This is a genomic window from Methylophaga thalassica MP (assembly GCF_000214595.1).
Taxonomy (GTDB): Bacteria; Pseudomonadota; Gammaproteobacteria; order Nitrosococcales; family Methylophagaceae; genus Methylophaga; species Methylophaga thalassica.
Genome location: NZ_AFIG01000001.1, coordinates 1,759,050 through 1,778,348 on the forward strand (window position 1 = coordinate 1,759,050; position 19,299 = coordinate 1,778,348).

16 protein-coding genes and 1 tRNA gene are annotated in these 19,299 nt (G+C 40.4%); 4 read left to right on the forward strand and 13 right to left on the reverse strand.

Annotation, left to right across the window (positions count from 1 at the left end):
• Nucleotides 1-45 precede the first annotated feature (45 nt).
• Nucleotides 46-555, reverse strand: a complete 510-nt coding sequence (ectA, locus tag MAMP_RS08280) for a diaminobutyrate acetyltransferase (RefSeq protein ID WP_007145569.1) — start codon at nt 553-555, stop codon at nt 46-48.
• Nucleotides 556-749: 194 nt separating this feature from the next.
• Between ectA and MAMP_RS15900 the strand changes: the two genes are divergently transcribed.
• Both MAMP_RS15900 and MAMP_RS08290 read left to right on the forward strand, forming a co-directional pair.
• Nucleotides 750-1,187: a chemotaxis protein CheW gene (locus MAMP_RS15900; RefSeq protein ID WP_083821497.1), complete on the forward strand. Its 438-nt coding sequence runs from the start codon at nt 750-752 to the stop codon at nt 1,185-1,187.
• Nucleotides 1,180-1,779: a MarR family winged helix-turn-helix transcriptional regulator gene (locus MAMP_RS08290; protein ID WP_007145571.1), complete on the forward strand. Its 600-nt coding sequence runs from the start codon at nt 1,180-1,182 to the stop codon at nt 1,777-1,779. The genes MAMP_RS15900 and MAMP_RS08290 overlap by 8 nt, the downstream gene beginning before the upstream one ends.
• Here MAMP_RS08290 and MAMP_RS08295 read toward each other — a convergent pair.
• The 3 genes from MAMP_RS08295 to MAMP_RS08305 all read right to left on the reverse strand — a co-directional run bounded on the left by MAMP_RS08295 (nt 1,776) and on the right by MAMP_RS08305 (nt 7,443).
• Nucleotides 1,776-3,872, reverse strand: coding sequence for a two-component system response regulator (locus tag MAMP_RS08295; protein ID WP_007145572.1), 2,097 nt, complete (start codon nt 3,870-3,872; stop codon nt 1,776-1,778). The two genes, MAMP_RS08290 and MAMP_RS08295, sit on opposite strands and share 4 nt — an antisense overlap.
• Entirely contained in the window at nt 3,872-6,160 is a 2,289-nt protein-coding gene (locus MAMP_RS08300) for a response regulator (RefSeq protein ID WP_158005163.1), read from the reverse strand. Before MAMP_RS08300 ends, MAMP_RS08295 begins: the two co-directional genes overlap by 1 nt.
• A 239-nt stretch (nt 6,161-6,399) precedes the next feature.
• The gene (locus tag MAMP_RS08305) at nt 6,400-7,443 is read right to left on the reverse strand and encodes an NADP(H)-dependent aldo-keto reductase (protein ID WP_007145574.1); all 1,044 of its coding nucleotides are present in this window, start codon (nt 7,441-7,443) and stop codon (nt 6,400-6,402) included.
• Nucleotides 7,444-8,130: 687 nt separating this feature from the next.
• Here MAMP_RS08305 and MAMP_RS08310 point away from each other — a divergent pair.
• Nucleotides 8,131-9,441 carry an MFS transporter gene (locus MAMP_RS08310; RefSeq protein ID WP_007145576.1) on the forward strand — a complete coding sequence of 437 codons (1,311 nt, stop codon included), beginning with the start codon at nt 8,131-8,133 and terminating at the stop codon, nt 9,439-9,441.
• Between the two features lie 39 nt (nt 9,442-9,480).
• Here MAMP_RS08310 and MAMP_RS08315 read toward each other — a convergent pair.
• From MAMP_RS08315 to MAMP_RS08325, 3 genes are all read right to left on the reverse strand, one after another.
• Nucleotides 9,481-9,557, reverse strand: a tRNA-Pro gene (locus MAMP_RS08315).
• A gap of 110 nt (nt 9,558-9,667) precedes the next feature.
• Nucleotides 9,668-12,034, reverse strand: a complete 2,367-nt coding sequence (ppsA, locus tag MAMP_RS08320; protein ID WP_007145577.1) for a phosphoenolpyruvate synthase — start codon at nt 12,032-12,034, stop codon at nt 9,668-9,670.
• Between the two features lie 8 nt (nt 12,035-12,042).
• Nucleotides 12,043-12,933: a pyruvate, water dikinase regulatory protein gene (locus MAMP_RS08325; protein ID WP_007145578.1), complete on the reverse strand. Its 891-nt coding sequence runs from the start codon at nt 12,931-12,933 to the stop codon at nt 12,043-12,045.
• A gap of 279 nt (nt 12,934-13,212) precedes the next feature.
• Between MAMP_RS08325 and MAMP_RS08330 the strand changes: the two genes are divergently transcribed.
• Nucleotides 13,213-14,202: an HpcH/HpaI aldolase/citrate lyase family protein gene (locus tag MAMP_RS08330; protein WP_007145579.1), complete on the forward strand. Its 990-nt coding sequence runs from the start codon at nt 13,213-13,215 to the stop codon at nt 14,200-14,202.
• Nucleotides 14,203-14,277: 75 nt separating this feature from the next.
• Here MAMP_RS08330 and MAMP_RS08335 read toward each other — a convergent pair whose 3' ends face one another.
• The 6 genes from MAMP_RS08335 to ihfA form a co-directional block, all read right to left on the reverse strand.
• Nucleotides 14,278-14,706 carry a group I truncated hemoglobin gene (locus MAMP_RS08335; RefSeq protein WP_040576242.1) on the reverse strand — a complete coding sequence of 143 codons (429 nt, stop codon included), beginning with the start codon at nt 14,704-14,706 and terminating at the stop codon, nt 14,278-14,280.
• Nucleotides 14,706-15,533 carry a DUF3034 family protein gene (locus MAMP_RS08340; RefSeq protein WP_050797524.1) on the reverse strand — a complete coding sequence of 276 codons (828 nt, stop codon included), beginning with the start codon at nt 15,531-15,533 and terminating at the stop codon, nt 14,706-14,708. Before MAMP_RS08340 ends, MAMP_RS08335 begins: the two co-directional genes overlap by 1 nt.
• A complete protein-coding gene (locus tag MAMP_RS08345) occupies nt 15,511-17,697 on the reverse strand; it encodes a bifunctional diguanylate cyclase/phosphodiesterase (protein ID WP_237701200.1) in 2,187 nt (728 codons plus the stop codon). The genes MAMP_RS08340 and MAMP_RS08345 overlap by 23 nt, the downstream gene beginning before the upstream one ends.
• A 121-nt stretch (nt 17,698-17,818) precedes the next feature.
• Nucleotides 17,819-18,490, reverse strand: a complete 672-nt coding sequence (locus tag MAMP_RS08350) for a methylamine utilization protein (RefSeq protein ID WP_040576244.1) — start codon at nt 18,488-18,490, stop codon at nt 17,819-17,821.
• A 132-nt stretch (nt 18,491-18,622) separates the two neighbouring features.
• Nucleotides 18,623-18,985 carry a MerR family transcriptional regulator gene (locus MAMP_RS08355; RefSeq protein ID WP_007145584.1) on the reverse strand — a complete coding sequence of 121 codons (363 nt, stop codon included), beginning with the start codon at nt 18,983-18,985 and terminating at the stop codon, nt 18,623-18,625.
• Complete coding sequence (gene ihfA, locus MAMP_RS08360) at nt 18,969-19,265, reverse strand: integration host factor subunit alpha (protein WP_007145585.1); 297 nt, start codon at nt 19,263-19,265, stop codon at nt 18,969-18,971. Before ihfA ends, MAMP_RS08355 begins: the two co-directional genes overlap by 17 nt.
• Between the last annotated feature and the right edge of the window lie 34 nt (nt 19,266-19,299).

Here is a 19,299-nt window from a genome sequence, read left to right on the forward strand (position 1 = left end):
TAGTAGTATTTTTTTATTCGTGTCCCAGCGTGTAGAAATAATGGCTTACAGCTTAAACGGACCGACTTTGACCAACATTTCCGTTTCATGTTGGCCAGCAAAATGTTGTTGGCGATCAAACATCACCGAACGGTTTAGTTGTGTGTTTAATTTATTCGCTAGACTCTCGAACAAGGCCCAAGATGCACGATTATCAGGGGTGATGGTTGTTTCGATATATTTCACGTCTTTGCAGATATCCCGTGCCAGGATATGACGAAGCATTCGACTTGCGAGTCCTTGCCCCCTTGCTTTCTCTCCTACCGCCACTTGCCAGATAAATAAGGTGTCTGGCTTTTTCGGTAATACATAGCCAGAAATGAAACCCACAAGGTTTGCGTCCATTTCTGCTGCTACTGACGTCTGAGAAAAATGACTGCTTTGTAACAAATTGCAGTACATGGAATTGGTATCAAGAGGAGGACAGGCAGATATTAAATCAAAGACGGATGCACCATCTTCTGCTGTGGGCTCTCTTAAAGTAATTGAAGCTTTTTCATGATTATCATTATTCATTTATAAATAGCTCTATTGTTTATATCTCTATCAATTATAAGTTGCAAAAAACCTGTAAATTCTACGAAAAAACTATATAAGGCATAATAAACAGTAATTCGAATAAAACTATACAGGCTGTTAATGATTTAATATATATAGTACACTAAATAAATATATTGTCCAGCCCGAGATTAATAACGTATATTCAATAGATGACATTACAGTTACATGACAACAAACAATGGCTATGCTTCCTTATTGAAGATGAGACTTATGCACACCCTGTAAATAAGATAAGAGAAGTTCATGATTATATGGCAGCGGTCCCTGTACCCGGTGCCCCTTCCTATATAGAAGGAGTACTGAACATAAGAGGCGAGATAGTCACCATTGTGAGTAGTAGGAAATTATTAGGAATTGATGAGACAGATCAGCATCGCCACATCGTTATTATTGAGTCAAAAAAGGGCTTGGTGGGTATTAGCGTTGATGAAGTCGTGAAAATTACATTACTGGATTTACAGAATTTGGTGCCAGTAGAACAAAAAAATACATTGAGCCCTATCTATGCCACCTTAAAACATAAACAACAGCTAATTATATTGGCCGATTTTGAGCGTTGTTTTAATCAAATGGAAAATTATGAGTAAAACTATCGGTTTAAATTTAGATGCAGTTTATAATCTTGATCTGACTGATGAACAGAAGGATCACCTGTTGAACCAAATTGAAGAAGTATTGATTGCATTACGACGAGTTATCCGTGCAACTGATTTGCACTCTAAATATCTTGCAAAGACAACCAGCCTGACTTCTCCACAGATTTTATTGTTACAAAGTCTCAGGGATAAAGGTCAAATTACAATTGGTGAGCTTGCTAATGAAATGAGCTTGAGTCAGGCAACGGTGACGACGATTGTTGATCGCCTGGAAAAACGTGAACTTGTTTATCGTATGCGTTCTGAGTCGGATAAACGCAAAGTTCATGTACACCTAACAGATAAAGCCCTGGAAATTCTGAAAAAAGCACCAATCCCACTGCAAGAGCAATTTACTCGTCAATTTGGCGATTTACAGGAGTGGGAGCAGACCATGATTATTTCTGCGCTTAAGCGTGTGGCTCAAATGATGGATGCCCAGCATATAGATGCCTCACCAGTATTAGATATTGGTTTGTTAGACAGACATGATGACTTAATCGATACCCATACGCCTTTTCTGGAAGAAAAAGACAAGAGCTAATGCTCGAGCAATAAGCTGAGCTGAGGGACAGGCAGTGGATGGCTAAAATAAAACCCCTGAAACTCGGCACAGCCTAACTTTCTTAATATGTCGGCCTGCTCACTTGTCTCAACACCTTCTGCAATGGTACAAAGCTGTAAATTATCGGCCAATTGGACAATCGTTTGTGCTATTGCACAATCCTTACTATTGGTCACGATTTCTTCCACAAATGTGCGATCAATTTTTAGGGTATCAATAGGAAAATTCTTTAAGTAACTCAATGAAGAATATCCCGTACCAAAATCATCTATCGCCAGACGTACGCCAAGTTTTTTTAATGAGAAAAGCAGCGGAATCGTCTCTGCAGTATCTTTTAACATCGCCGTTTCTGTGATTTCCAACTCGAGCGTCTCTGGGGGTAAACCAGTTTCATCTAACGTTTTTCTTACGGTATCCAACAGGTAAGATTGGGTGAATTGTGAGGCAGATAAATTAACAGCTACTCGATACGCACAGCCCGACTCTTTTTGCCATTGTCTCACTTGCCGACAAGCCTGCATCAACACCCAGTCCCCAATCCCCAATATCAAACCTGTTGATTCAGCAATTTCAATAAAATAGTTTGGCGTTAATAATCCCTTCGTAGGATGTCGCCAACGCAACAATGCTTCAAGACCAACAATAGCCATGCTTTCAGCATCATATTGAGGTTGATAATAAACTTCAAACTGCTGTTCAGACAATGCTATCCGTAAATCATTCTCCATTTCTAAACGCAGTTTGAGATAATTATTCATGCTCTCAGAAAAGAACTGGTAATTATTTCTACCCTTTTCTTTTGCGTGATACATCGCTACATCAGCATGTTGCAATAGCGTCTGTACATTGTGGCCATCATCAGGATAAAGCGTAATCCCAACGCTAATCGAAATATGTAGATGTTTCTCACTAATAAAAAAAGGAGCTGAGAAAGCACCAATGAGGCGGTTAGCAATTTCAGCTACCTGCTCAACTTTACTTATATCATCAAGTAAAACGGTAAACTCATCACCCGCCAGGCGAGCAACCCGATTATCAGTATCATAATTGGCTTTGGCCACCAGATCCGAATCTCTCACACATTCACGTATCCGCTGGGCTGACTGACATAAGACTTCATCACCGATATGGTGCCCATAGGTATCGTTAATATATTTAAACCTGTCCAAATCAAGAAACATCAAAGCAAATTGCGCCTGATGACGTTTTGCACTGGCAATGGCCGTTTCTAATTGTTCAATGAATAAACGTCGGTTGGGTAAATCGGTCAGCGTATCGTAGTAGGCATAATAGGTAATTTCTTGCTCTGATTGTTTTCTTGATGTGATGTCGTGCAAAGTACCAACAATTCGCCACTGACCATATTCAAAGCTAATATCTGTTCGCTCATTCACAAACAAAACACTGCCGTCAGAACGAATGATCCGGTATTCGATATCGTATGACTGTTTTTCATACACGGCTTGCTTGAGGGCTATAATTAATTTTGTCCGGTCTTCCGGGTGCACTTTTTTCAGAGCAGATCGTACGGTGAGATTGATTTCTTTGGAAAAACCCAACATAGCAAACATATCGGAGGAGCACTCAAGAAACTCGGACTCAAAATCCCATTCCCAGTAGACCAGATTTGCAATAGATTGAGCCTTAGCTAATTTATTTTTATTAAGACTTAACTCTTGTAAAGTCCTGTTAGCTTTCAAGATATAACGGACTCTGTGCCTGAAAAGCGGCCACTTGAGCGGCTTGGTGATGAAGTCTGTCGCACCGGATTCAAATGCTTGTTCAATATCTTCAACATCATCAAGTGCCGTGACCATCACAATGGCGCATTCTGCACCTTTAGGTAAAGCTCGCAGTCTGGCACAACATTCAAAACCGTTCATGCCTGGCATGGAAACATCAAGTAATGTGATATCAGGCTTGTGGAGTGAGAACTGGACTATAGCATCTTCACCAGAGGCGGCCTCAACAATCTCTAATTCCGTCGATGTTAATGATTGAGTCATTAACATCCGTGTGACAGGATCGTCATCAACAATCAAGACCACTTGCTTTTTGATGGTATTTGCCATCAAATCCTCCGCAATTGTCCATTTAATAGTGAAGTCAGTTCATCATAATAAGTATCTAGTTTATCTATATATATAGCAATTTGGTCAAGATTATTTTCTCGCCCTGATTTTTCTATCTCTCTTGCCAACTCAGCGATAGCGGTGGCACCGATATTCAGCGAACTGGATTTAAGTGCATGTGCAGATTTAAATACTTGCTGTGCATTTTTTTCTATAAACGCCTGCTTGATGGCTTCTATCAAATCAGGTGTATGTTGCATATAAACCTGGAATATTTGTTGTACGACCTGTTCACCATTCTCACCAGCCATCGTAATTATGTCATTAACAATCTTCTTATTAAGTATAGGTTTCACCTCACTCACTTCTCTGTAGCTATGAGCCTGTGAAACTGGCTCAATTGTTTTTCCTAGAAATCGATTGACTAAATCAATCAATTTGTTCAATTCAATAGGTTTAATTAAAATATCATCAGCACCAGCTGTATAAAAATCAAGCCTAACTTGTTCATTCGCATCAGCAGTTAACGCCACGATGGGTGTTGTACTATGTAAAAACTTTCTTAGATGCTCTGTGGCCGTCACACCATTCATCAGAGGCATGTGATAGTCCATAAATATCATGTCATATGCCTGCTCACTGCATGATGCTATTGCCTCTTCACCATTAGCTACCAACGTTACTGTGCAACCCAGTTTTTCTAACAAGCCCAAAGCAACAGATTGATTGACTTCATTATCCTCTGCAACAAGTACATGATTAGTTTTTTTATCATCACCGCGTGGGTTGATTTGAACTCTTGCCTCAGGCGACGTATTAGTCACAGAGATAATATCAACAGGAATCGTGAACCAAAAACTGTTCCCTTGCGTGGAAGAGTTCACTCCATATTCGCCATTCATCAACTCAACGAGATGAGCATAAATAGCTAAGCCTAAACCGAGCCCTGAGTATTGCTGATCATGCAACGGGAATTGCTGAAATGGCTCAAAAATACGTTCCTTATCATTCTCATTGATAGCTCCAGCAGAATCTTTCACTGTCAAGGTTAAAAAATGCTGTTTATCTCTTGAAAATTCGCTGACAGAAAGTTCAATATTCCCCTGCCTAGAAAACTTTATTGCATTATCAATCAAATTATTTAGCACGTTTCTGAGCATATGTGGGTCGAGCATCACTTCCATGCCAGAACATTTCATATTTAAAAATAATGTATTTTTTTTCTGATTTGCTTTGGCATAATTGGCCTCAACTACAGACTTAAGAAATCGATATAAATCAACCTGTTTAACATCAAGAGTCCATTGCTTTTCACTCAGTTTCACATAATCTTGTAACTGGTTTATCACCTCTAATAAGTGATGCGTTGAGTCATTTATCAGACTCACTGTTTCATGAGCCTTAGCCTCTGTCACATATACCTTTAATAGCTCAATATGACTAATCACTTGAGACAAAGATATTTTCAGCTCCCGGCTGATAACATTAATCATTCCGCACTTAGCATCTTCATCGTATTCAAGTCTGTTAATGGCATCAGTTAATAACTTTTGCTGCTCCGCCAAGCGTAATTCTAATTGCTGTTTTTGTTCTGTCAGATCCTGCTTATCGGAGCTGAGTTTGACGAAGTTTTGCCTTAGTCTTTCAAGCATATGTCCCACACTGGGCTTTGAACTATCAGACTCTCCCGACATTTGTTGGGTCAAACTGTTTAATGGCGAGAGATAGTGCGTTATGAATGACCAGACTAATGCCACAATACAAACAAAAAGGACAAGAATGGCGATACAGGACCAATCGAATAACATTTTGAATGGTGCCTCAAACAAATACTTATCGACTGAAAGATAGACGCTTGCCAAAGCACTTCCGTTTTCTACTAGTGGGTATAGAAAATGAATAACATCAGAGTCTGAATAAATCTGCTTTTCACTGACTACTCCATTTTGGAGCCTTTGTTTGATGAAGGTGTTTGTAACCGATGTATTAAGATTTTGATAACGAAAAATACCCGTTCCATTTTTATCAAAAACGATGGACTGTTTGATATAGGGGTAAGCTCGCAACCATGACAAGGAACCACCTTGCTCAGCTGTCGAAACCGCTTTATCTGCCACTTTATCTGCCACGCTTATACTAGCTGATATAGCTTGAGCAAGCTGCTCAAGCTGTTGTTGGTTTGCTTTATCAATGAGTAATTTGTATTGAAAAACGACAGCGATCAAAAGCAGGATCAACATCAATAAGATAGTGCCGTATCTTACAGTTAAACTGCTCTTTCTAAGCATAGAGACAGTCGTCATTTAAAAGGTGGCAAACTGCGTAAATAATAATGAATTGATGAAAAGTGAATATAAGACTAAGTCAGAAAAAGGCAAATCAACTTTAGAAAGCTTATTGTCGAAAAAACTCATATTGCCCCTCCTTGTTATAAAACCATAGAATTTATGGTCAGTATGCTCAGGTCACTCTATATGTTGTCGTCCCTATCTTGGTTATATTTAATAAAAATGAAAAAGTTTATATTTTATGGTGCAGGATTAGGAATGCTTTGGTGAATCAACTCAATTTCTGAAAGTATTTCTTCAGTTAAAATCAATTTTTCACTAGCGATATTATTTCTAAGCTGCTCCATACTGGTTGCTCCGATAATATTAGCTGTTAAGAAAGGTCGTGAATTAACAAAAGCCAATGCCATTTGGGCAGGATCCAGCTGAAAGCGGCGTGCAAGCTCTACATATCGACGAGTTGCCTCAATGGCCTGAGGGTTGCTGTAACGGCTGTAGTTAGGCCAGCGTGTCAAACGAGCATTTTCAGGTTGTTGATCAAGATATTTCCCTGTCAGCACACCAAATCCTAATGGTGAATAGGCCAGCAAACCAACATTTTCACGATGACTAATCTCAGCACAACCTATTTCATACGTCCTGTTTAATAAGCTGTAGGGATTCTGCACACTGACTACCAGAGGTAAGTCCATGGATTTAGCCAAAGTAATAAATTGCATTATTCCCCATGGTGTTTCATTGGATAAACCAATATGTCGAATTTTTCCTGCTTGAACTTGTTTTTTCAAACCACGCAGCGTATCGATAATGGGAGTCAGATTTTGCTCATCAGCCGCCTGCTGATAACCCAATCGGCCAAAATAGTTTGTATTTCTTTCAGGCCAATGCAATTGGTATAAATCAATATAATCAGTCTTGAGCCTTTTAAGACTTACATTAACTGCCGTTTCAATTGTTGTCCCATTAAACCGGGTACCACCACCTCGGATATGTGAAACCCAATCACTGCCCGGACCAGCCATTTTACTGGCAAGAATGATGTCATCCCGCCGGCCTCTTTTTTGTAACCAATGACCAATAATCTCTTCTGTTACGCCATAGGTTTCTGCACAAGGAGGGATTGCATATAACTCTGCGGTATCGATAAAGTTAATTCCCTGGCTGACAGCATAATCTAATTGCTGATGTCCTTCTGCTTGCGTGTTTTGCTCGCCAAACGTCATGGTTCCCAGACAAATACGACTGACACTCAGATCAGTATTACCAAGAGTATTGTATTGCATGCTAAACATGGCCTTTTTATATCGTTAGAAGGCATCAATCATACAGCAGCTATTCAGTTTACTTAACAAGGTATAAAAAAAGAGGGTGGCAGAAGCCACCCTACTCCAAAAAGGAGATTTACGCAGATAGGATTACTGACGTACAGGTCAGTGAACGTCAGTACAAATACGACTGCACTATTAACGAATCTATCCATTGGAATTAACGAATGAAAATGACTTAGTGAACTGCTAAATAAGAAAAAGGCGATGATGTGACCATCACCGCCTTCTCAAAACAAGGAGTAGAAATTACACCATTGACGATAGTCTCAGGTAACGTTATGACACACCTGATAAATATTGGTTGCGAAAAAGAATGTAAAGTTATGAAAAAAAATAAGCCAGCTTATCGGGAATAAGCTGGCTAAGGGTGGTTGAACCGTTAACAAGGATAGTTCGTAGTCGATACTAACAGCTTGATGCGAAAATTCTGTGAAATTGATTGAGGAGATTAGCATCATCCACGATATGAAAATAACGGTTCATGATTTGCATCAATTCTCATATCACTTTGTAATCGATAATTTTTATATATAAAAGCTATTAAATATCATGCACTTAATATTTTCAAACAATAATAAATAGATTTTAAGTATATTTTTGGTGCAATGACTATTAATTAAGGTGCATAAAAAAGGAAACAATATGCAATCACTTGCATTGCTTAAGCCTATTCAATCTATTTTATGGAGCGTTGCTTTACTTCTATTGGGAAATGGATTAATCAGCACTCTTCTTACCCTACGCGGCACAAATGAAGGCTTTTCAAGTGCCACCATGGGTCTGATCATGTCGAGCTATTTTATTGGATTTGTATGTGGCACCTGGGTCAGTGGCAGACTGATTCGTCGCATGGGGCATATCAGGACGTTTGCATTCTGTGCTTCTATCTGTGCTTCAGCCACACTTTTACATATTATTTTTATTGATGCTTGGGTATGGATTGTTCTTCGTTTCTTTTATGGGCTTGCTTATATTACCCTGATGACTGTCATCGAAAGCTGGTTAAACAGTCAGGCTGCAAGCCATGAGCGTGGACGTATTTTTGCTTTTTATATGGTAGTGAATTTAGGTGCTTTAACAATTGCACAGCAAATGTTGCATATCGCTACGCCCGATAATTTTCTGCTATTTGCCATTGTGTCTATTCTGATTAGTTGGGCCATACTGCCACTGACACTCACCCGCCGAAACCAACCGAGGATTAATTCGGAAAGGCCAAAAAGTAGTCTAAAAAACTTATTAAAGATCGCACCACTCTCGGTAGCTGGTTCAACTCTCTCAGGTCTGGCAATGGGCGCTTTTTGGGCGATGACACCTATTTATGCCACTGAACTAGGCTACGACATTAGTGGCATTGCACTGATAATGAGTTTAACCATTCTAGGTGGCGCTGCCTTGCAGATCCCTATTGGCCGTTATTCAGATAAACACGACAGACCCAAAGTCATTACTTGGGTAGTGGCATTAGCAGGGATTATTGCTCTATCCATGGCAGTGATTCCTTCTCAAACCGCCTTATTAGCCATCTTTTTTATCTGGGGTGGCTTATCTTTTTCCATCTACCCACTGTCCGTCGCTCAGCTTATTGACCAACTCCATCCTGACGAAATTGTGTCTGGCTCCTCAGATATGCTGGTGCTTCATGGTTTAGGCTGCGCTTTTGCCCCGGTGATAGCTGGTTCATTAATGACCATTATTGGTTCACAAGGCCTGCCGCTCTATATTGGAACAGTATTATTAATTTTAGCCGGATATACGGCCTATCGCCGCCGTCGCGTCGTTGATCTTGTCAGTGGAGATAATGCCCACTTCGAACCGATGGTTCAAACCAGCTCGCAAGTGCTCAGTATGATGTTTGATCAACCGCAAAGAGACTTATTTGATGACCCAAGTTTTTATGAAGAGGAAGAACGTAATCGCATCATCAATGCCTTAAGGCAAAGTGGTTCGTAATCAGATGCTCTGAGTTGCTTTGGATAAACAAAAAATAATTGGTCGGGACAGAAGGATTTGAACCTTCGACCCCTTGCACCCCATGCAAGTGCGCTACCAGGCTGCGCCATGCCCCGACGATATTGTTGTTAATCTATTGATGCTTGAAGTAAGCCTGATTAACGAGGTCGCTATATTAGCAAAGCCCGACCTGAAAAAACAGGTCGGACAGTCGCTTTTTTACTTTTTAAGCATGCTTTTCTGCTAAAGCCTGCCATGTACTGACTACGGTATCAGGGTTTAATGAAATACTGCTGATTCCACGCTCTAATAACCATTCAGCCAAGTCTTCATGATCTGATGGACCTTGACCACATATACCGACATATTTATCTGCTTTCTTACAGGCTGTAATCGCCATATCCAGCATTTTCAGTACCGCAGGGTTACGCTCATCAAATGAGCCGGCCACTAGCGCTGAATCACGGTCTAAGCCCAGTGTTAACTGAGTCATATCATTTGAACCGATAGAGAAACCATCAAAGAATTCGAGGAATTCATCTGCCATAACAGCATTTGAAGGTAGCTCACACATCATGATCAAACGCAGACCATTTTTACCGCGCTCCAAACCGTTTTCTTTGAGCAAGTTAACCACAGACTCCGCTTCAGCCAGTGTGCGAACAAACGGGATCATTAACTCAACGTTGGTTAATCCCATTACATCACGAACACGCTTCATCGCTTCAATTTCAAGTTTGAAGCATTCAGCAAAATCTTCTGATGAATAACGTGATGCTCCACGGAAGCCAATCATTGGATTTTCTTCTTCAGGCTCAAACAAGGTACCGCCAATCAGATTAGCGTATTCATTCGATTTGAAGTCAGACATACGAACAATCACAGTTTCAGGATAGAACGCAGCGGCGATGGTGGATACACCTTCAGCAATACGGCTGATGTAAAATTCTACCGGGTCACCGTAAGCGGTTGTACGCTCTTTGATGGCTTGTTTAACTTCACCTTCCATCTTATCCGCATTCATCAATGCTTTTGGATGGATACCAATCATATTGTTGATGATGAATTCCAAACGCGCCAGACCAACACCTTTATTAGGTAACTGAGCAAAGCTGAATGCGCGATCAGGATTACCTACGTTCATCATGATTTTGACAGGTAGCTCAGGCATATTGTCGAGTTCTTCCACACGGTGTTCGAACTCAAGTAAACCAGCATAGATATTACCTTCATCGCCTTGGGCGCATGAGACGGTCACTTCTGTGCCTTCTTCCACTTTTTCAGTGGCATCACCACAACCAACAACAGCAGGAATACCTAATTCACGTGCAATAATCGCGGCGTGACAAGTACGGCCACCACGGTTAGTGATAATGGCCGAAGCACGTTTCATGATTGGTTCCCAGTCAGGATCGGTCATGTCCGTTAATAAAACGTCGCCTTCCTGGAATTTATTCATTTGGTCCAGGCTGTTTAATAAACGCACTTTACCCTGACCAATTTTGCTGCCGATAGCACGTCCGACAGAAATCAACTCGCCTTTTTGTTTCAGGACAAAAGTTTCACGGACATTTTTCTTAGTTCGGCTTTGAACCGTTTCAGGGCGGGCCTGAACGATGTAGATACGACCATCATTACCATCTTTAGCCCACTCCACATCCATTGGACGTTGGTAATGTTTCTCGATAGTCACTACCATTTTTGCTAAAGACTCAACTTCTTCGTCGGTCAGGCAGAAATGTAGACGTTCATCTTCATCAACATCCACGGTTTTAACCGGTGATGAAGCATCACCAGAATAAACCATCTTAATTGCTTTTTGACCTACAGTGCGTCGTAACACAGATGGGCGGCCAGCTTCTAATGTATTTTTGTGTACATAGAATTCGTCAGGGTTAACAGCACCTTGAACCACCATCTCACCCAGGCCATAACTACCTGTAACAAACACAACGTCACGGAAGCCACTTTCAGTGTCCAGAGAAAAGGCCACACCCGCACTGGCAATATCAGAACGTACCATTTTTTGGATACCGGCTGATAAAGCCACTTCACTGTGATCAAACCCTTGGTGATCGCGATAAGCAATAGCACGGTCATTAAATAACGATGCAAATACTTCACGGATAGCTTTTTTGATATTGTCTAAGCCGGAAACATTAAGGAATGTTTCTTGTTGTCCAGCAAATGAAGCATCAGGTAAATCTTCTGCCGTTGCTGATGAACGCACAGCAAAACTAGCTTCAGGACCGTATTCTTTTTCCAATGCAGCAAAAGCTTCATCAATGGCTTTTTCCATCGCTTCTGGATAAGGAATCGTCATGATCCAGTCACGAATTTCCTGACCTGTTTTTTGCAAAGCAGTGACGTCATCGACATCCAGCTCACGCAAACGATCATTGATTTTACTCTGGAGTCCATCGTGCAGAAGAAATTCCCGGTAAGCATCCGCAGTCGTGGCAAAACCACCTGGGACATCGACTCCTAGAGGGGCGAGATTTTGCAGCATTTCACCTAATGAGGCGTTTTTGCCACCTACTCTGCCGACATCCTCCATGCATAGCTTATCCAGAGAGATAACATATTCTGACATAGTTATAACTACCTTGCTTTTATAGATTTATTAAACATTAAGACCGACTCTCTAACACGTTCTCTACCTAGGCCAAGCGCACGAACTACACGGCTAGAGATTTCTTCGATCGATGTATCGGTTGTTTCAAAAACGGCAATGCCCGCTTTATCAAACATAGCTTGTGCTTGTGTCAATTCAGCCTGACAAATTTCCAGTGAGGCATATTCACTGCCAGGACGTCGCTGGCGTCTGATTCGACTTAACGGCACCGGTTTAATCGTTAAACCAACAAGTTTATCAATATTATCCAATAAACATTGAGGCAATTCATCTGATGATAAGTCTTCCGGTGTAAGTGGATAATTTGCCACTTTAAGAGAAAAGTTCATCGCCAAATAAAGACTAGTGGGCGTTTTGCCACAACGTGACACACCCGCCAGAATAACGTCAGCATCGTTATAGTGATCAGGTCTGACGCCATCATCATGCGTAAGTGCAAAATCAATCGCATCTAATCGGCGCTGGTATGTGGTATCACTGAAGGCAATTCGCGACACGCCTTGCTTGTGTGACGACTCCACACCAAAAAAACTTTCCAGTGAGCCAATATAGCTGTGAAACAAGCTGATAACACAGGCATTAGCGCTTTCAATAATGTATTGTTCATCATCGTGCACTAATGTGCTAAAAACCACCGGCTTAAGATTAGACTCTAAGCTCGTTTCATTAATTTTTTCTCGTGCTTGCAAGGCTTTTTCTGGAGTATCCACAAAAGCCAGCGTGATGGTTTCAAATTCCAAATCAGGAAATTGGGCAAGCAAGCACTTTCCATAAGATTCGGCAGTAAGTCCAGTACGGTCTGAGACAAAGAAGACTTTCCGTATCTGTTCAGAATGTTGTAGTTCTGTTTCTGTCATGTGTTAATCATGTGCCGAAATACAGGAATTGATCAACAAAAATTTTGCGTCCAGACAAATCAGTGTTTACTCAATTCAGCCCAAACCATATATAGTTAATTCGTTGGAAAAAAGACTATTCCAATCGAATTTATTACTAAAATACGGCAACCAAAACCGTGAATAATCGCATCTTTTTAAACTAAAAACCAGACTTAATCGATATATTATGCTTTTGACAATCAGACACACGATGATCGATGACGTGATGAAAAGAGCTGAGTTAGGGATATCTATATAATGACTATCTTAATTCATCCGAATGATGCACTTGTTGATGACATCTCGCCACTACCTTTAATACCTGCATGTGAACACTTCGCTGGTAGCCGCCATACTTTACTCAAAGCCTTTTCAATTCAATCTGAATATGGCCCGGTATTCGACATCACCTGTGATTGTGAAGACGGCGCAGCCTCGGGTGGAGAAATACAACATGCGAATATGATTGTTGAACTTCTCAATAGCGAACACAACATTCATCATATGTCAGGAATTCGTATCCATGGCTATGATCATTCTGTCTGGCGACAGGAAATCGATATTTTGTTATCTGGCGCAAGAGACAATATTCGCTATATTACACTGCCCAAGGCGCAAAATGCTCATCAAGTTGAGGTTATGCTTGAATATATTCAGCAAGCTTCACAGAGATACAACATTACCCACCCCATCCCTATCCATGTATTAATTGAAACACACGGTGCATTAAACGACGTCTACAAAATTGCAGCCATGAAGCCTGTGCAAGTTCTAGATTTCGGGATTATGGACTATATCAGCGCATATCAAGGCGCTATAACGGATAATGCTATGCATAGTCCTACTCAGTTTGAACATGCTCTGATTGTCAGAGCGAAAACAGAAATAGCCTGTGCCGCCATATCTTCTGGCTGTATACCATCACATAATGTGACACTGGCGATTAAGGATTATCAACAAACATTTGAAGATGCTTATAGAGCGCGTAATCAGTTTGGCTTTTTGAGAATGTGGAGTGTGCATCCCCAACAAATAAAAGCCATTATAAAAGCGATGACACCTGAGTCAGAAAAGATCCAGCTTGCCAGTGAAATCTTGTTGACAGCACAACAACGTAGTTGGGCACCAATAAGCTTAAACGATAAATTGTATGATAAGGCCTCTTATCGCTATTACTGGCAGCTTCTACAGCGGGCTCATCTATCTGGCGAGAAGCTTTCTACAGATGTCCAGGAACAATTCTTTTAGTGCCTCATTAAAACAGTAACTAACAGACCCTATCCAACTCGCATATGGCTGAAACAAAACAACTACTGTGACTCACTATCGGTAAATGATCTGCTTTCTCAAGGGGACTAATCTCGCAAGCAATTGATTTTGTATGGGATGGGAAATACCTGTTTCATTCATAGCATCAATCAGTAAATCTACCAAATGATTAAAATCACGCTCATTGATATCCATCCCGTCATGAATTTGTTGCATTGAGTCACCATTGTACTGACACGGTCCATCACTAGTTGCACAAAGATATAGTATTAAGCTTTTTTTGAATCGGCTGACATTAGACTGGGCAAAGTAATGAAATAGCTGTTCATCATGTCCAATATTTTTCGTGAGGTTGTTAACAATAGAAACGATCCCCTTTTCACCGCCAAGTTTTTCGTACAATGAGGGAGCATGCGAAAAATGACCGCAAGCGGTCAAAAAGCCGAAGATAAGTAAAATAATGCAAATATTCCTGCATCTCATCAGAAATTGCCCATAATGGAAAAGTAGATACCATCTTGATGTTTTGCACCGGCGATATCCCCCAAGTCAATCCAACCAGCAGTGATATTCAGTGATTTATTGGGTACCCAAGCGAGAAACAGGCTTTTCCAGTCGTCTTCTTTCAGTGATAAATTATCCGGCTTTTGGCGATACTCAACCCCCAAAGCAATATGCCTTCCCAGCAATAAGGCTGTAGAAGCTTCCCAGACAAGTTCGGCACCCTCCCCTTTTGCACCAAATCCTAATAAACCGGTTTGGTTTGCCTCCGTATAACGGCCTGTGACATTCCACAGCCAATTCAGGCCAGCAATCGCGCCTAGATGTAATTTACTCGCAGCCAGATAATAATCTGTTCCACTATCATCTTCTGCGCCGAGTAAATCAGCAACAAAGGGATCATGTAACGTTTTATGTTGGATACCTAAACTGAGTTGTGGCCAATCACTATAGACAATATCCCCATACAAACGTAATTTGGCACCGAAAATACGTTGACGAATATTGCGATCCAGAGCATCAACATGAAACGTTTGCTCTGCAATTGATAATTCCAAACGATCGTATAAATTTGTTTGAGCACCACAGACATCTAATCTGTAGTCATCAACCTCACCACGACTGCAAAAAACATTGAAAGCGACTTCATCCTGACTCGCGTAACCTGCTAATTGTGCCCAAGGAACCAGCCCTCCACCTCCGCTTCCCTCTATCTGAGAAACACCAGGAGTTGCAATTAATTTTCCATCTGCTGCACAACAGACAACGGGCATAAAAAGCATTAATTTAAGAAATATTTTTTTCCACATACTCTTTTTGCCATGAATAAAACGTACCTGCAGAAAGCGGTTTACTGATGAAATAACCTTGAATTTCGTCACAACCAAAGTCACTCAAAATCTGAAGACCAGCTTCATTTTCTACGCCTTCAGCAACAACATAAAAGCCAAGCTGATGAGCTAATTGAATAGTAGAACGAACAATTAATTTATCTTTTTCAGAAGAAGCTAACTGCATAATAAAGCTTTTATCCAGTTTAATTTCATCTACAGGGAGATCTTTGAGTTTGGATAATGATGACTGGCCGATACCATAGTCATCAATAGCAATATGAAAACCATGACTTTTCAACCTTTTTAATGCGGCAACAACAATATGTTCATGGTGCATGATATCTCGTTCAGTAATTTCTAGAGTAACGAGTGCCTGGTTAATTTGATGACGCTCAACCAACTCGCAGAGATGTTTTTCAAAGTCTTTATGCATCAAATCTTGCGCGGAGACATTAATCGATACAGGGACTATAAGTCCTTTGTTTTGCCAAAATGCCATCTGAGAGAAAACAGAATCAATCACCCAATCCGTTAACTCGATAATAAGCCCAGCTTGCTCGGCCAGATTCACAAATAACTCTGGTGAAATAAATCCCTTATCAGGATGTTTCCAGCGAATCAGTGCTTCTGCCTTAATACTCTGATCTTGTAAATTAATCTTAGGTTGGTAAACCATAAATAATTCTTCAGTATCAGGTTTTTTAAAAAGATTTTTCAGAGCATCAGTAATTGCCAAACGCTCTAGATGAGCTTCATCTTCACCATCCTTATAAAAATGTATACGCTGTTTACTTTTTCTTGCATTATCGAGAGCGATGCTGGTTCTTCTCAGTAATGATGTTGTGTCGGTACCATTATCTGGATAAATAACAACACCAGCGCTGAGCTCCAGGTTTATCATTAATTCAGCAACGTTAAAATCCCCCTCAAGAGAACTGAGGAAATTATCGACCTGATGTATAGGACTTAGCTTTTCTGATAAATTCAGTAGAGAAAAGAACTCTACACCGTCCAGTCTTGCCGCCATTTGTATTTCAATAAGCTCAGTATGTTTAAGGCGTGCAGACAGTGCCTTTAAGCAGTCATCTGCAATGTCAGGCCCTAAACGATCATTAATCTGTCTGAAGTTACGAATACTAAAAGCAACCAGTAGTTTTTGCCGTCCTGAAGCTAAATACTCAGGTAATTTTTGTTTCGCCGTATAGATGTTATAGAGGCCGGTCAAAATATCGTATTGAGCTTGGTAAAGAATCTTATCCTCACGCAGTTTAATCCGCTGCCCCATCATTTCAAATGTACTCAGTAGCTGTCTTGCTTCTATACCACTTCTCTCTAGATCAATAGTTGATGAATAATCTCCAGCAGCGAATTTTTCCGCTAGCTTTGTCAATTTTGTCAGTGGGATAGTGAGACTTTTTGCCAGAAAAATACTGAGTAATGATGCAATAATTGCTACCAACAGCGCCAATAAGAGGTTATGAATGATAATTTCGTCATATTGAGCATAAAGAGGAGCAAGGCTGCTGGTCAGCAAAACACCGACAGGCGCTGCACTCGTGGATGGCAGGAGCAACTCCTCAGTAATATAAGCGGGCCGAGGAATCATAAATCGATAGGTAAGCTGATTATTCAGATTGTCTTGAAATTGTCTAAAACTCTCAACACCAATTGTGGAAATCAGTAGCTGCTTGTCTTCATCATAAAAGCTCACATCGACGCCGGTGAGCTTTTTTAAGGCATCCATATCATCAGCCGTAATTTCAAATCCGACTACACTATAAGCAATTGTATGAGGTGCTTTAACCGGCAGTAATATTAACTGATAAAAATGCTGATTAATCGTAGCAAAAAAACTTTTTCCGGGACTGTTGATCAAACTTTTGATTAAAGCTTCATTTAAATCAGAGTCAGATAAAATCGCCCGACTGGAACTGATAAGGCTGCCAGATAAATCTGTTAGCAGCATCAAATCAGCATCAATTCGTTTACCGTGATTTTGCAATACGCTTTTGATTGTTTCAGCATCGGAAGTTGCAACTGCACGGATGAAACCGAAGTCAGATGTCAGAACGTTAGCAGCAATAACTAATAACTTTTCTTGTGCAGATAAATATTCGATAAGTACCTGTTTTGCACTCAAAACTCGCTCTGTTAGCTGTTGCTGATTAAATTTATGACTACTCAACCATGTACTAGCCTGGATAACGACCGTAGTAAAAAATACCAAAAAGGTACATAACAAAAAAATCTTGTTTCGTAATTTAATCCGGTGAAACCACACCAAAAACATCCTCAAAGCTATTTCTAGGTAGCGGGTCGACAGTCGTCACTTTAATCATTAACTGCCCCCTTGTATTGTGTGACAAAGTATCCAGAGTAAGTATCTGTTGTGACTCGGCACCATCAGCTTGTTGCGCATGCCACACACGAACAGCTTTAATCGGTTTGTCTACGATTATCTCGGCGCTACCATTATCATCCGTAACAACAGTTTGATTAGAATCAGCGACATAGATATAGCCAATCATACTATCGTGGATATTACATCCCAGTACAACTACGCCAGCCTCATTAAATGTGATAGGTGCTTCTGGCTTATTAGCATAAAGTTTTAGTTCAAAGACTTTTGCTTTTGAGAATGAATACACATGATGTCTGATGTTATCACTATTTGGAAATTCAACAGATTGTCCCTTTTGGATAATAATTTGTTGTGGCGTAAACTGCTTATTGACTTGATCGATACTGGTAAGTGGAAGCGACTTATGAGGTTTTTTTGATACATCAACTAAAGGCTCAATAACGGTATCACTTAATGGTAAGCCTTGTTGATCAACAACCACAAAGGGATATCTTTCCGTCGCCTGAGAATTAACTGAGAAACAAAATATAATCGTTATAGAAATAATCCAGTAACAGCGTTTTAGCGACATGATAACTCTAGTCTATTCGACATTATCGATTCCAATATTGAGAATTAAGCAGATTGAATAAAGTCATTTAACTACGAAAAAAGCCCATACAAGCGATCTTGCATGGGCTTTTTTCATAGCGATTAAATAGATTTAATTTAAAAAAGTTCTTAAATCTTCCAGCTCTTTCAGTAATTCTTTTACAAGCTGTTTTTGGTCCGTTTGGTGTTCAGCAACTATAGTTTTTGTGTCCGTTCCAAGTTGCTGCCTAGCACCACCAATGGTGAATCCTTGCTCGTATAACAAACCACGAATCTCACGAATCAACACCACATCATGCCGTTGATAATAACGACGATTACCGCGTCGTTTTACCGGCTTTAGCTGTGAAAACTCTTGTTCCCAGTATCTTAGAACGTGCGGTTTTACACCGCATAGTTCACTCACTTCACCAATGGTGAAATAACGTTTTGCAGGTATTACAGGGAGTTCGTTGTTGTTACTTGCTTCCAGCATAATTGTCCACCCTTGCCTTCAGTTTTTGTCCGGGTCTGAACGTGACCACACGACGGGCTGTTATTGGGATTTCTTCACCAGTTTTTGGGTTACGGCCAGGTCTTTCGCTTTTATCTCTTAACTCGAAATTACCAAAACCAGATAACTTTACTTGTTCACCTTTTTCTAGCGCCGAACGAATTTCTTCAAAAAACATTTCAACTAATTCTTTTGCTTCACGCTTGTTGAAACCTAATTCATCGTACAACTGTTCTGTCATATCGGCCTTAGTCAGTGCCATGTCTACCTCAAATTAATTCTTATTGTTTATTAAA

Bases quoted from the DNA above. Each gene is read 5' to 3' on its own strand.
- MAMP_RS08335 (WP_040576242.1), bottom strand. From the start codon at position 14,706: ATGAGATGCAGGAATATTTGCATTATTTTACTTATCTTCGGCTTTTTG.
- MAMP_RS08305 (WP_007145574.1), bottom strand. From the start codon at position 7,443: ATGCAATACAATACTCTTGGTAATACTGATCTGAGTGTCAGTCGTATT.
- MAMP_RS08340 (WP_050797524.1), bottom strand. From the start codon at position 15,533: ATGTGGAAAAAAATATTTCTTAAATTAATGCTTTTTATGCCCGTTGTC.
- ppsA (WP_007145577.1), bottom strand. From the start codon at position 12,034: ATGTCAGAATATGTTATCTCTCTGGATAAGCTATGCATGGAGGATGTC.
- MAMP_RS08350 (WP_040576244.1), bottom strand. From the start codon at position 18,490: ATGTCGCTAAAACGCTGTTACTGGATTATTTCTATAACGATTATATTT.
- MAMP_RS08290 (WP_007145571.1), top strand. From the start codon at position 1,180: ATGAGTAAAACTATCGGTTTAAATTTAGATGCAGTTTATAATCTTGAT.
- MAMP_RS08310 (WP_007145576.1), top strand. From the start codon at position 8,131: ATGCAATCACTTGCATTGCTTAAGCCTATTCAATCTATTTTATGGAGC.
- MAMP_RS08300 (WP_158005163.1), bottom strand. From the start codon at position 6,160: ATGCTTAGAAAGAGCAGTTTAACTGTAAGATACGGCACTATCTTATTG.
- MAMP_RS15900 (WP_083821497.1), top strand. From the start codon at position 750: ATGACATTACAGTTACATGACAACAAACAATGGCTATGCTTCCTTATT.
- MAMP_RS08295 (WP_007145572.1), bottom strand. From the start codon at position 3,872: ATGGCAAATACCATCAAAAAGCAAGTGGTCTTGATTGTTGATGACGAT.
- MAMP_RS08355 (WP_007145584.1), bottom strand. From the start codon at position 18,985: ATGCTGGAAGCAAGTAACAACAACGAACTCCCTGTAATACCTGCAAAA.
- MAMP_RS08325 (WP_007145578.1), bottom strand. From the start codon at position 12,933: ATGACAGAAACAGAACTACAACATTCTGAACAGATACGGAAAGTCTTC.
- ectA (WP_007145569.1), bottom strand. From the start codon at position 555: ATGAATAATGATAATCATGAAAAAGCTTCAATTACTTTAAGAGAGCCC.
- MAMP_RS08330 (WP_007145579.1), top strand. From the start codon at position 13,213: ATGACTATCTTAATTCATCCGAATGATGCACTTGTTGATGACATCTCG.
- ihfA (WP_007145585.1), bottom strand. From the start codon at position 19,265: ATGGCACTGACTAAGGCCGATATGACAGAACAGTTGTACGATGAATTA.